Origin of the sequence: Roseateles aquae, assembly GCF_032337115.1 — a bacterium.
Lineage (GTDB): Bacteria > Pseudomonadota > Gammaproteobacteria > Burkholderiales > Burkholderiaceae_C > Roseateles_C > Roseateles_C aquae.
This window is the reverse complement of record NZ_JAVXZY010000002.1, coordinates 278,230-290,473: the sequence shown is the minus strand read 5'-3', so window position 1 is coordinate 290,473 and position 12,244 is coordinate 278,230. Positions and strand designations below refer to the sequence as shown.

9 protein-coding genes are annotated in these 12,244 nt (G+C 66.9%); 4 read left to right on the top strand and 5 right to left on the bottom strand.

Annotated features, from left to right (window positions below; all coding sequences use genetic code 11):
• Positions 1-15: 15 nt before the first annotated feature.
• The 5 genes from mnmC to RQP53_RS06570 all read right to left on the bottom strand — a co-directional run bounded on the left by mnmC (position 16) and on the right by RQP53_RS06570 (position 7,505).
• Positions 16-1,905 (bottom strand): bifunctional tRNA (5-methylaminomethyl-2-thiouridine)(34)-methyltransferase MnmC2/FAD-dependent 5-carboxymethylaminomethyl-2-thiouridine(34) oxidoreductase MnmC1, encoded by a 1,890-nt coding sequence (gene mnmC / locus RQP53_RS06590; protein ID WP_315649428.1) that lies wholly within the window; start codon positions 1,903-1,905, stop codon positions 16-18.
• 51 nt (positions 1,906-1,956) lie between these two features.
• Positions 1,957-3,318 (bottom strand): MBL fold metallo-hydrolase RNA specificity domain-containing protein, encoded by a 1,362-nt coding sequence (locus RQP53_RS06585; protein ID WP_315649427.1) that lies wholly within the window; start codon positions 3,316-3,318, stop codon positions 1,957-1,959.
• The gene (locus RQP53_RS06580) at positions 3,315-3,986 is read right to left on the bottom strand and encodes an NAD(P)H-binding protein (RefSeq protein ID WP_315649426.1); all 672 of its coding nucleotides are present in this window, start codon (positions 3,984-3,986) and stop codon (positions 3,315-3,317) included. Before RQP53_RS06580 ends, RQP53_RS06585 begins: the two co-directional genes overlap by 4 nt.
• A 165-nt stretch (positions 3,987-4,151) precedes the next feature.
• Positions 4,152-5,663: a DEAD/DEAH box helicase gene (locus RQP53_RS06575; RefSeq protein WP_315649425.1), complete on the bottom strand. Its 1,512-nt coding sequence runs from the start codon at positions 5,661-5,663 to the stop codon at positions 4,152-4,154.
• Between the two features lie 261 nt (positions 5,664-5,924).
• Positions 5,925-7,505 carry an ABC transporter substrate-binding protein gene (locus RQP53_RS06570; RefSeq protein ID WP_315649424.1) on the bottom strand — a complete coding sequence of 527 codons (1,581 nt, stop codon included), beginning with the start codon at positions 7,503-7,505 and terminating at the stop codon, positions 5,925-5,927.
• Positions 7,506-7,720: 215 nt separating this feature from the next.
• On the opposite strand from RQP53_RS06570, the gene ettA reads away from it, so the two are divergent.
• From ettA to RQP53_RS06550, 4 genes are all read left to right on the top strand, one after another.
• Entirely contained in the window at positions 7,721-9,385 is a 1,665-nt protein-coding gene (gene ettA, locus RQP53_RS06565; protein WP_315649423.1) for an energy-dependent translational throttle protein EttA, read from the top strand.
• 145 nt (positions 9,386-9,530) lie between these two features.
• Positions 9,531-10,028 carry a Spy/CpxP family protein refolding chaperone gene (locus RQP53_RS06560; RefSeq protein ID WP_315649422.1) on the top strand — a complete coding sequence of 166 codons (498 nt, stop codon included), beginning with the start codon at positions 9,531-9,533 and terminating at the stop codon, positions 10,026-10,028.
• 105 nt (positions 10,029-10,133) lie between these two features.
• Positions 10,134-10,847 (top strand): response regulator, encoded by a 714-nt coding sequence (locus tag RQP53_RS06555; RefSeq protein ID WP_315649421.1) that lies wholly within the window; start codon positions 10,134-10,136, stop codon positions 10,845-10,847.
• The gene (locus RQP53_RS06550) at positions 10,844-12,229 is read left to right on the top strand and encodes a sensor histidine kinase (protein WP_315649420.1); all 1,386 of its coding nucleotides are present in this window, start codon (positions 10,844-10,846) and stop codon (positions 12,227-12,229) included. Before RQP53_RS06555 ends, RQP53_RS06550 begins: the two co-directional genes overlap by 4 nt.
• The last annotated feature ends 15 nt before the right edge of the window (positions 12,230-12,244 follow it).

Sequence of the window (12,244 nt, the reverse complement as noted above, 5' to 3'; positions counted from 1 at the left end):
AGGGCGCGCGCTGAATCAGGCCCTGGTACTGAAGCGAGCCGGGTCCAGCGCGTCGGCCAGCCCGGCTTCCAGCGGCCAGGGGCTGCCCAGCAGCTGGGCCACCGCCAGCTCGGCGCACAAGGCGGCCCAGCCGATGCCGCGCGAGGCCAGCGCGGTGCACAGCACGAGGCCAGGCAAACGCGGAATCAGCCGCACCTGATCGCGCCGTCCGGTGTAGGTTGGGTCGGGCAGGCCGCCGACCAGCGGCAGCCGATCCGGCGCCAGCAGCCGCCAGCCGACCCGGCCCTGCAGCGCTTGCGGCATGCCTAGCGCCGGCCAGCCGCACAGCTGGCTCAGCTGGGCCAGGTTGTGGGCCTGATCCTCGGCGCGCAGCGCGGCGTCTTCATCATCATCCTGCGCGGTGGCGCCGCACCACAGGCCACCGTCTGGCGCGGCAATCGCATAGCCGCTGCCGGCCACCGGCAGCCTCGGGCGGGGCAGTCCCGGCTGCGGCTCGAGACGGCTGAGCTGACCACGCTGGCGCCGCAGCGGCAGTTCTGGCGCCAGCTGTTGCAGCAGGTGCAGGCCATCGGCGCCGGGCGCCAGCAGCAGGGCCTCGGTGCTGGCGATCAACTGCCCTTGCGCGTCCAGCAGCTGCCATTCATTACCGCTGTGCTGCAGGCGATCAACCGGGGCACCGCTCTGCAGCGGGGTGTCGCCCAGCAGCGTGCGCACCTGCTCGGCCGGCGGCAAAGCGCCGCCGCCGGGATAGAACCAGGCCGGCTGCTGCAGCGGGAGGCCAGCCAGCGCGCTGGCGGCTGCCGCGTCCAGCGCCTGCACATAGTCGGGCGGCAGGCCCAGCCTGTCGATCTGCGCCTGCATCTCGGCCAAGCTGCGCCGGGTCTCCAGCCGCAGCAGGCCCTGTTGCTGCCAGCTCAGCGCCGGCCCGGCCGCCAGCCATTGCCGGGTGCGCAGCGCGGCGGCGCGGTTGAAGCGGGCGTGCAGGCCATCGTCGGGATTGAGCGTGCCATGGAACAGCCCACCGGGATTGCCCGAGCCACGTTGGGCCGGGGCTGAGGCCGCGTCGATGACCCGACAGCGCATGCCGACGCGGCGCAGCGCCTGTGCGCAGGCTGCGCCGGCCAGCCCGGCGCCGAGGATCAGCACCTCCTGTGCCTCAGCTGCCAGTGCGGCACGGCCGGCCGGTGCGCGCGGCTCGAAGCGCGGCGCGTAGCGGGCCTTGCACATCTGCCACTTGTTGCCAAAGCCGGGGGCCTTGCGCAGCTCGAAGCCAGCGGCGCGCAGTGCCTCTCGCACGCTGCCTTGCACACACCAGCTGCTGGCCGTCGTGCCCGGTGTCGCAAAGCGGGCCAGCAGCTTCAGCGTGTGGCGATCCCAGAGTTCCGGGTTGCGGCTGGGCGCAAAGCCATCGAGGTAGATCGCATCGACGTTGGCCACCAGCTCGCTGAGCCAGGCGCGAGCCTCACCCAGCGCCAACAGCAGCTTGACGCGGCCTTGCTCGAAGTCCAGCTGATGCAGATTGGGTGTCAACGGCGGCCAGGCTTCGATCAGCTGCGCAGCCAGCTCGGGCGCGCCGCTGCTGGCATGGGCACGCGCCAGGTCATCGCGGCTGAGCGGGTGCTTCTCGATGCTGATGAAGATCAGCTGCGCGCTGGCCTGCGGATCGGCCTTCCAGGCGGCCCATGTCGCCAGAAAGTTATTACCCAAGCCAAAGCCGGTTTCGAGAATGACAAAACGCGGCCGGCCACGCCAGCGCTCGGGCAGGCCATTGCCGGCCAGAAAGACGTGCTGGGCCTGGCCAAAGGCGCCGGCGCGGCTGTGATAGACGTCGCCATAGTCGGGCGACTGCGGGGCCAGGGCGTCAGAGAAATCGACGCGGGCGGGAACGATGGGCTGGGTCTTCATCTCACGAGGAGCAGCGCCGGGACAAGGGCGCTCGGAACAATCGACTCGGCGTCAGAGCGCCACGGTTTCGCCATGCTGCGGCACACGGACACGCCAGCCGAGCTCGTCCTGGATGCGGCTTCTCAGCGCATCGCTGGCCGCCGGCTCGCCGTGGACGACGAAGACCTGCTCGGGGGCGCGCTTGAAGCCGCGCATCCAGGCCATCAGCCCATCGGCATCGGCATGCCCGGAAAAGCCCTCCAGATGGCTGATCTCGGCATTGACCGGCACGAACTCGCCATGCATCTTGATCTCGCGGCAGCCCTCGATCATCTTGGCACCGCGGCTGCCGCCGACCTGGAAGCCAGGGAAGCAGATGTGGTGGCGCGGGTCTGGCGCCAGCGTCTTGAGGTAGTTCAGCACGCGGCCGCCGGTGGCCATGCCGCTGGCCGAGATGATGATGGCGCTGCGCTTGGCCACCATCGATGCGGTCTTCAGCGATTCGGTCGCCTTGGGGATGATGTGCACGCCGTTGCTCATCCGCGCGGCTTCGGTCGGGCTGGTGCGCAGCAACTTGGCGTACTTCTGGGTGATCTCGGTGGCTTCGCGGGCCATCGGGCTGTCCAGGAAGATCGGCACATCGTCGGGCAGCTCGCCGCTGATGCGCAGGCGCTGCAGCACCAAGAGCAGGGCCTGGGCGCGTCCGACGGCGAAGCTGGGCAGAAGCAGGCTGCCGCCACGGCGCAAGGTGCTGCGGATGATCTGTGCCAGGCGCTGCTGCACATCCTCGGCCGGATGCAGGCGGTTGCCGTAGGTCGATTCGATCAGCAGTACATCGGCCTCCTCGAGCCGCTGCGGTGCCGGCATCATCAGATCGTTGGCGCGACCGACATCGCCGGAAAAGACGATGGTCTTGCCGCCGGCCTTGACGGTGATGGCGCTGGCACCAAGCAGATGGCCGACCGGCGTGAAGCGGATCTCGGTCTGGCCGAGCTTGAGCCGGCCATCGCGCGGCAGGCCGACGAAATGAGCCAGCGCCTTCTTGGTATCGGCCAAGGTGTACAGCGGCAGCGCCTTGTCGTGGCGGCTGCTGCCGGCGCGGTTGGCACGGCGAGCGTCTTCTTCCTGCAGATGGGCGCTGTCGGCCAGCAGCACCTCGCACAGCGCACGGGTGGCCGGGCTCGAAAAGATCTGGCCCTTGAAGCCTTGGCGCACCAGCGCCGGGATGTAGCCGCTGTGGTCGAGATGGGCGTGCGAGAGCAGCAGCGCGTCGATGCTGGCCGGCGATACACCCAGCGGCGCCCAGTTGCGCTCGCGCAGCACCTTGAAGCCCTGGAACAGGCCGCAATCCAGCAGCAGGCGGCGGTCGCCGGTGTCGAGCAGATGGCGCGAGCCGGTGACGGCATCGGCGGCGCCGAGAAAGGTCAGCTTCATGATGTTCCCAAGTCCTGCAGTTGCGCCGATTCCAGCACATGCACCGCCGGCCCGGACTGCGCCAGCGCAAGCACCATGGCGCGGGCCACCCGTTCGGCCGCAATCGGCCGCCAGCGCTTGGGGATCAGGCCGCCCAGCGGGCCGCTGAGCCGCTGGGCCCAGCGCTCGCCGCTGCGACCGGGCTGGTCCAGCTGCGTGCGGTCGCCGAGCAGCAGCGAGGGCCGCGCGATCAGCAGATGGGCAAAGTGCAGCGAGCGCAGTGCTTCCTCCATCTCGCCCTTGACGCGGTTGTAGAACACCGCCGAGCCGGTATCAGCGCCCAGGGCCGAGACCACGGCGCAGCGCCGCGCGCCCATCACCCGGGCCGCACGGGCGACGTTGACGACGGCATCGAGATCAACGGCGCGAAATGCCGCTTCCGAACCGGCCTGCGCAATCGTCGTGCCCAAAGCGATGAAGACGGCCTCCGGGGCCGGCAGGCCGCCGCCGAGATCGGCGCGCTGATGATCGATCAGATGCAGCTGCAGATGGAGGCCAGGGGTCAGGTCTTGCGCGCGGCGCAACAGCGCATGAACCTGGACCGGCTGCCGCGCCAGTTCGGTCAGCAGTGCGCGACCAATCAGACCGCTGGCGCCGGCCACCCAGACGGGGTGCTGTAGATGACTCATGGCGCGATGGTAGGGCCAAATCCGGCCTGAGCAGCGCGGTGAAGGGCGCAAATGAAAAAGGGCCCGAGCCCGCTCCTTGTGGAGTTGGCACGGGCCTTGGATCTGGCCTGTGTGACAGCGTGGTTCAGACGCTGTCTTGCGCTGCTAGCGCCTGCTTTCTTGGCTTTAGCGCTTGGGCTGGGTCAGCCGTGCGCCTTGCGGACGGCCACCGCCGCCGCCGCCACCAGTGCGAGCACCTGCCGGCGCTGCCGCACGCGGCGCCTGGCCGGCACGCGCCGGCTGCTGGCCACGGCCACCGCCTTTGCCGCCACCGTTGCCACCGCCACCACCCTGGGGGCGAGCCTCGCCACGCGGGCCGCCACGGCCGCCTCCCGGCTGGCCACCTTGCGGGCGAGCCTCGCCGCGCGAGTCGCCACGCGGAGCACCCGGGCGTCCGCCGCCGCCGCGATTGCCACCACGGCCGGCCGCGCTGCGGCTGCCATTGCCGTTGAGCACCATGCGGCCCAGCACGATCGGTTCGGCGCGCTCGTTGGGATCGGGCGCGAAGCCGGGCACGATCTCCTTGGGAATCTCGCGCTTGATCAGCTTCTCGATCTCGCGCAGGAAACCGTTTTCGTCTACACAGACCAGCGACACCGCTTCGCCCTGGGCGCCAGCACGACCGGTACGGCCGATGCGGTGCACATAGTCCTCGGGCACATTGGGAAGCTCGAAGTTGACGACGTGGGGCAGCTGGTCGATGTCGATGCCACGGGCCGCGATGTCGGTGGCCACCAGGCAGGTCAGCTCACCGCTCTTGAACTCGGCCAGCGCCTTGGTGCGGGCGCCTTGGCTCTTGTTGCCGTGGATGGCCATGGCGCTGATGCCCTGGTCATTCAGGTAATCGGTCAGGCGGTTGGCGCCGTGCTTCATCCGCGTGAAGACCAGCACCTGATGCCAGTTGCCGTCCTTGATCAGATGGGCCAGCAATTCCTTCTTGCGCTCGCGGCCCACCGGATGGACCTTCTGCGCAATCGCGTCATTGGTCTGGTTGCGGCGGGCCACTTCGATCAGGGCCGGCTGGTTCAGCAGACGGTCGGCGAGGGCCTTGATGTCGTCGGAGAAGGTGGCCGAGAACAGCAGGCTCTGCTTCTTGGCCGGCAACAGCGCCAGCACCTTCTTGATGTCGTGGATGAAGCCCATGTCCAGCATGCGGTCGGCTTCGTCGAGCACCAGCATCTGCACCTGCGATAGGTCCAGCGTGCCTTGCTGCGCATGGTCGAGCAGGCGGCCGGGGGTGGCCACCAGGATGTCGACACCGTCGCGCAGGCGGTTGATCTGCGGCTGCATGCCGACGCCGCCGAACATCACCATGCTCTTCAGCGGCAGGTATTTGCCATAGGTTTGCACGCTTTCCTCGACCTGGGCGGCGAGTTCGCGGGTTGGCGTCAGCACCAGGGCGCGGATGGCGGGCTTGCCACGCTTGTTCAGCAGCGGGGCACCGGCCGAAAGACGGTGCAACATCGGCAGGGTAAAGCCGGCGGTCTTGCCGGTGCCTGTCTGGGCGCCAGCCAAAAGATCGCCGCCTTGCAGGACGGCGGGAATTGCTTGCGCTTGAATGGGGGTAGGGGTCTCGTAACCCTGGTCGCGAACGGCGCGCAGGATAGGTTCGGCCAGGCCGAGGTCAGCAAAATGCATGTGGTTTGGATTCGCCCCGTGTTCCTGGGGCAGGTTCGTTCGGCCTGTCACCGCTCAGAAACTGAGGGCGCCAGTCGGAAGGCTCAAGCGAGGGGATGGTGGTCGGAAGCGACTGCGGCACCATGACTGAAGCGGTGCTGCGGGGCGGATTCTATAGGCTTATCTGTGGGCGCCAGAGCAAAAGGTCTTGCGTTGGCGCCGCCAGGGCGAAGCGCAAACGTGGCAAATACACGTTTGCGGGTGCGCCGCAGGCCTGGGCGCTCAGTTGCCAATCTTGACCCAGGCCACTTCCAGCCAGTTGTCGCTGCGGTGCACGGCGTTGACGTTCTGGCGCACACCCCAGGGAATCATCTGGCGGTGCAGCGGGATGATGTTGACGGCTTCCTTGTACTCACGCAGTGCGCTCTTGATCAGCTGTTCGCGCTTGGCGGCGTCGGCCTCGACGCTGGACGCCGCGGCGAGTGGGTCGGCCTTGTCGTTCTTGAAGCCGCCGAAGTTGTTGTAGCCGACGCCGTTCTCCGCGCGATTGCGCAGCACCGGCGTCATCATGATCTCGGCGTCGGTGATGGAGCCGCCCCAGCCATACAGATAGAGGCTGGTGTCCTGCTTTTCGAGCTTGGGGAAGGTGATGACCCGCGGCTGGGCATTGACCTTGACCTTGACCTTGAGCTGCGCCCACATCGAGGCCAGCGCCATGCAGACTTCCTCGTCGTTGATGTAACGGTTGTTGGGGCAGTCCATCGTCACCTCGAAGCCGTTCGGGTAGCCGGCTTCGGCGATCAGCTTCTTGGCGGCAGCCATGTCGTAAGGCAGGCGCGCCTCGATCTGGGCGTCGTCATAGCCGCCCTTGGACGAGGGCGTCAGCCCGCCGGTGGGCAGGGACAGGCCGTTCATCAGCTTGGTCCTGATCGCCTCGGTATCAATGGCCTGGTAGAGCGCCCGGCGCACGCGCACGTCCTGGAAGGGGTTCTTGTCGCCCGGCACATTGCCGTAAAGCAGCTTGTCGCGGAACTGGTCCATGCCGACGAAGATAAGCCTGTTCTCCGGCCCGTCGATGATGCGCACACCGGGCGTGGTGCGCAGCCGGGGGATGTCGCGCGGCGCCGGGTCCAGCACCAGATCGATCTCGCCGGACACCAGCGCGGCGAGCCGGGTCGCGTCATTGCTGATTGGCGAGTAGACGATCTCCTGCACATTGCCTTCGAATTTGCCCCACCAGGCCGGGTTGCGCTTGTAGACCGTCTTGATGCCAGGCTGGCGGCTGACCAGCATATAGGGGCCGGTGCCATTGGCGTGCAGCGCGGCGTAGGTCTCTTCCTTGTCCTTGAAGTTCAGCGGCTTGGTGGTCTTGTGCGCTTCGCTCCAGCTCTTGCTCATGATGAAGAGCGTGTCGATGTGCTGCAGGAACACCGGGTCGACCTTGTCGAGCACGAAATCGACTGTCAAGGCATCCACCTTCTTGGGCGTGCCCACCGCCATCGCGTAGGCGCGGATCATCGAGGCCAGATCCTTGGCGCGGTTGATCGAGAACACCACGTCGTCGGCGGTGAAGGGGCTGCCGTCGTGGAACTTCACGTTGGGGCGCAGCTTGAAGCGCCATTGCAGCGGCGAGATCTGCTTCCACTCGGTGGCCAGGCCCGGGCCGATGCCGAGCTCGCGATCACGTTTGGTCAGCGTCTCATAGACCTGACCATTCATCATGTTCGTCATCGACTCGTTCTGCGAGTGCGGATCCATGGTCTGCGGATCGCCCTGGCTGGCCCAGCGCAGGGTCTGCGCCTGCAGGCCGAGGGCGAGCAGCAGGCCGGCGGTGAACAGGCAGGTCTTGACGCTTGTCTTCATCGAGGAGCTCCCAGTGTCGTGCAGCAGATGCTGCGGCATGGGCGGCAGTGTAGTGAGGCCTGCCAGCCCTCACACAGAGCGGGTTTTCACCGGATTGGCAGCTGCATCGCTTTGCAGTGCGCACGAAGCTGCGACAATACGCGGTTTGGCGCCAGCCGCAGGGCCAGCGCGCCCACCTTGCACCACCAGCACCGTACCCTCACACAGGACCCTCCATGGCCCAGTACGTTTTCTCGATGAACCGTGTCAACAAGACGGTTCCCCCCAAGCGCCACATCCTCAAGGACATCTCGCTGTCGTTCTTCCCCGGCGCCAAGATCGGCGTCTTGGGCCTGAACGGCTCGGGCAAGTCGACCATCCTGAAGATCATGGCCGGCGTGGACAAGGAGTTCGAGGGTGAAGCGATCCCGATGCCCGGCATCAAGATCGGCTATCTGGAGCAGGAGCCCAAGCTGAACCCCGAGCAGACCGTCCGCGAGGCGGTGGAAGAGGGCATTGGCGGCGTGCTGGCAGCCAAGAAACGCCTGGACGAGGTGTATGCCGCCTATGCCGAGCCGGATGCCGATTTCGACGCTTTGGCCGCCGAGCAGGGCGAGCTGGAGGCCATCATTGCTGCTGCCGGTTCCGAAAACACCGATCTGCAGCTGGAACTGGCTGCCGATGCACTGAACCTGCCGCCCTGGGACGCCCAGATCGGCGTGCTCTCCGGCGGTGAAAAACGCCGCGTCGCGCTGTGCCGCCTGCTGCTGTCCAAGCCCGACATGCTGCTGCTGGACGAACCAACCAACCACTTGGACGCCGAATCGGTCGAGTGGCTGGAGCAGTTCCTGCAACGCTTCCCCGGCACCGTGGTGGCCATCACCCACGATCGCTACTTCCTGGACAACGCCGCCGAGTGGATTCTGGAACTGGACCGCGGCCACGGCATTCCCTGGAAGGGCAACTACTCCGACTGGCTGGACCAGAAGGAACGCCGCCTGGAGCAGGAGCAAAAGAGTGAAGACGCCCGCACCAAGGCGATGAAGGAAGAACTGAAGTGGGTGCGCTCCAATGCCAAGGGCCGGCAAGCCAAGAGCAAGGCGCGTCTGGCCCGCTTCGAGGAACTGAGCGACGTCGAATACCAGAAGCGCAACGAAACCAACGAGATCTTCATTCCCGTGGCCGAGCGCCTGGGCAATGAGGTGATCGAGTTCGAAGGCGTCAGCAAGAGCTTTGGCGACCGCGTGCTGATCGACAACCTCAGCTTCAAGGTGCCGGCCGGCGCCATCGTCGGCATCATCGGCCCCAACGGTGCCGGTAAGTCGACGCTGTTCCGCATGATCCAGGGTGTCGAGCAGCCGGATTCGGGCACGGTCAAGATCGGCAAGACGGCCAAGCTGGCCTTTGTCGACCAGAGCCGTCAAAGCCTGGACGCCAACAAAACGGTCTGGGAAGACGTCTCCGGCGGCCTGGACAATATCGTCGTCGGCAAGTTCGTCATGCCCAGCCGCGCCTATATCGGCCGCTTCAACTTCAAGGGCAACGACCAGCAGAAGATGGTCGGCCAGCTCTCCGGGGGGGAGCGTGGCCGTCTGCACCTGGCCAAGACCCTGGCCCAGGGCGGCAATGTGCTGATGCTGGACGAACCGTCGAACGACCTGGACGTCGAAACCCTGCGCGCGCTGGAAGAAGCGCTGCTGGAATTCGCCGGCAGCGCGATGGTGATCTCGCACGATCGCTGGTTCCTGGACCGCATCTGTACCCACATCCTGGCCTGCGAAGGCGATTCGCAGTGGTTCTTCTTCGACGGCAACTTCCACGAGTACGAAGCCGACAAGAAGAAGCGCCTCGGTGAGGAAGGCGCACGCCCCAAGCGCATGCGCTTCAAGCCGATCAAGTAAGCCCGCGGCCATGCGCCGCCGCCAAGCATCAAGGCCGTCGCAAGACGGCCTTTTTCATTCTTCACAGATCTTTACGGCTGGCCCATGGCGGGGTTACCTGGCCGCGTGAAGATGCAGTCATCGCAAACAGAGCCGGGAGCTCAAGATGACGACGAACACTGCCCTCACTGCATTGAAGAAGCTGGGCCTGGGCCTGCTGCTCGCTGGTGGTGCTGCCCTGGCCTCGGCCCAAGGTCATGCGGGCCCGATGGGGGCTCACGGTGGTCACGCTGGCCCTGGTGGCTTGCCTGGCGTGCGGATGGAGCATCTGCTCGATGTGGTGGACGCCAGTGACGCCCAGCGCAGCCAGATCAAGGCCATCATGGATCAGGCCCGCGCCGATGTGAAGGCCATGCACAGCAGCGGCCAGGATCTGCATGGACAGATGCTGACGCTGTTCGGCGCGACCAATATCGATGCTGCCGCTATCGAGGCGCTGCGCCTGCAGATTCAGGCCCAGCATGAGCAGGTTGCCAAGCGCATGAGCCAGGCGATGATCGACGCCGCACGCGTGCTGACGCCGGAACAGCGCGCCAAGTTTGTGGCGCTGGCCAAGAAGCGCCAGGCGCGCATGGCTGAGCGCGCTGGCGGCCACGGCAACTGAGGCCTTATGCTTGCGCCTCCCAGCAGCCACACCGCAGCGGCGTCGCAGGCCAGTTCGGCGCTTGGCGATATGGCGGTGTTGGCTTCAGCCACCCAGTCCCGACGCATGAGTTCCAAACTGCTTCTGATCGATGACGATGCCCGCCTCACCGGCATGCTGGCTGATTACCTCAGCGCCGCCGGTTTCGAGTTGAGCGTGGCCGGCAGTCTGGCCAAGGCGCGCCAGCATCTGGCCGAGCACCTGCCCGATCTGCTGGTGCTGGACCTGATGCTGCCCGATGGCGATGGGCTGGACTTCTGCCGCGAACTGCGCGGCGACAACCGCCTGCGCCGGCTGCCGGTGCTGATGCTGTCGGCCCGCGGCGAACCGATGGACCGCATCCTTGGCCTGGAACTCGGCGCCGACGATTACCTGGCCAAACCGTTCGAGCCGCGCGAGTTGCAGGCCCGCGTCAAGGCGCTGCTGCGCCGGCTGGAACCGGCCGGCGATGGCGCGGAGTTGCTGCGCTTTGGTCGCCTGGAAGTTGACCTGGCGGCCCGGATGGCGCGGCTGGACGGCAAACCCTGCGACCTGACCAGCCACCAGTTCGACCTGCTGGTGGTGCTGGCGCAGAGCCCGGGCCGGGTGCTGTCGCGCGACCAGATCATGGACGCGCTCAAGGGTCACCCACTGGAGGCATTCGATCGCTCCATCGATGTGCACATCTCGCGGATACGCGCCGTCATTGAAGACGATCCCAAGGCACCTCGCCGGGTGCTGACGGTGCGTGGCGCCGGCTATGTGTTTGCCCGCAAGCAGGACGCGGAAGGCGCTGAGTGAAGGCGCTGTACTGGCGCATCTACCTGACGCTGGTGCTGGTGCTGGCGGCCTTCGCCTTCGGCTCGGCCTGGTTGTTCCAGCGCCAGATTGAGCAGGAGCGAGGGCATGTCGAAAGCGCGGTGTCCGATCGCACCCAGGCCATCGCCCAGCTGATCCAGCGCGTGCTGCCGCCGGCCACGGCAGCACGCGCCGAGCAGGCGCAGGTCTTTGAAGATTGGGCCCAGCGGCTGCGGATGGCGATTGCACTGGATGACGCCAAAGGCCGACGCATCGCGACCTCTGAGGCCTTTGAGCGGCGAGAGGAAACGGGCGATACCGCCAGGATGGTGCAAATCGTTCTCGACGATGGCCGGCGCATCAGTTTCGTTCGACCGCAACGGCCGCCACCCGGCTTTGCCCAGGGCGGCCAGGAAGGCGGCGCTGCTCGCCTTGCCGAGGGGCGTGGCCTGCGCCGTGAAGAGCCGCATTGGCCGGGTTTCGGCCCGCTGGGCCACCGCCCCAACGGCCAGGTGCTGGTGATTCTCTTGCTCCTGCTCTTCGTCGGTGTCGCCGCCGGTGCTTTCCCTGTGGTGCGCCGGCTGACCCGTCGGCTGGAAGCGCTGAAGGCCGGTGTCGAGCAGTTCGGTGCCGGCAAGCTCAGCCATCGCGTGCACGACGAGGGCCGCGACGAGGTCGCCGCCCTGGCCAGCAGCTTCAATCAGGCCGCCGCCCGCATCGAGGCGTTGCTGCACTCACATCAAAGCCTGCTCGCCAATGCCAGCCATGAGCTGCGCTCGCCCTTGGCGCGGCTGAAGATGGCTTTTGCAATGCTGGACGAGGCCAGTGGCGCACAGCGTGAGCGCCTTCAGCGGGAGATTCACACCAATATCGCCGAGCTCGATGCGCTGGTCGAAGAGGTCTTGCTGGCCAGCCGCCTGGAGGCCGACGCCCAGCAGGGCAGCGGCGGCAAGGAGCCGGTGCACATCCTTGCCGTGGCCGCCGAGGAAGCCGCACGCAGCGGCGCCGAGTTGGATGCCGAGGACGATGCCATCAGCACGCTGCGCATCAGCGGCGAAGAACGCCTGCTGCGTCGTGCCCTGCGCAATCTGCTTGAGAACGCGCGCCGCTATGGCGGCGGCGAGGTGCTGCTGCGCCTGCGCCAGCAGGGCCAGCGATTGGAGCTGCGTGTTTGTGACCGCGGCCCGGGCGTGCCCGAAGCGATGCGCGAGCGTATCTTCGAGGCCTTCTTTCGCCTGCCCGGCCATGCCGAGCAGGCGGGCGGCGTGGGTCTGGGTCTGAGCCTGGTCAAGCAGATTGCCCAGCGCCACCAGGGCACGGTGCGCTGCGAGGCGCGCGAGGGCGGCGGCAGCGAGTTTGTGCTGAGTTTGCCGCTGGCAGGATGATGCAGCGCCGAGGGC

Coding starts and splice junctions, on each gene's coding strand:
- RQP53_RS06555 (WP_315649421.1), top strand. CDS start 10,134: ATGAGTTCCAAACTGCTTCTGATCGATGACGATGCCCGCCTCACCGGC.
- RQP53_RS06585 (WP_315649427.1), bottom strand. CDS start 3,318: ATGAAGCTGACCTTTCTCGGCGCCGCCGATGCCGTCACCGGCTCGCGC.
- RQP53_RS06580 (WP_315649426.1), bottom strand. CDS start 3,986: ATGAGTCATCTACAGCACCCCGTCTGGGTGGCCGGCGCCAGCGGTCTG.
- RQP53_RS06575 (WP_315649425.1), bottom strand. CDS start 5,663: ATGCATTTTGCTGACCTCGGCCTGGCCGAACCTATCCTGCGCGCCGTT.
- ettA (WP_315649423.1), top strand. CDS start 7,721: ATGGCCCAGTACGTTTTCTCGATGAACCGTGTCAACAAGACGGTTCCC.
- mnmC (WP_315649428.1), bottom strand. CDS start 1,905: ATGAAGACCCAGCCCATCGTTCCCGCCCGCGTCGATTTCTCTGACGCC.
- RQP53_RS06570 (WP_315649424.1), bottom strand. CDS start 7,505: ATGAAGACAAGCGTCAAGACCTGCCTGTTCACCGCCGGCCTGCTGCTC.
- RQP53_RS06560 (WP_315649422.1), top strand. CDS start 9,531: ATGACGACGAACACTGCCCTCACTGCATTGAAGAAGCTGGGCCTGGGC.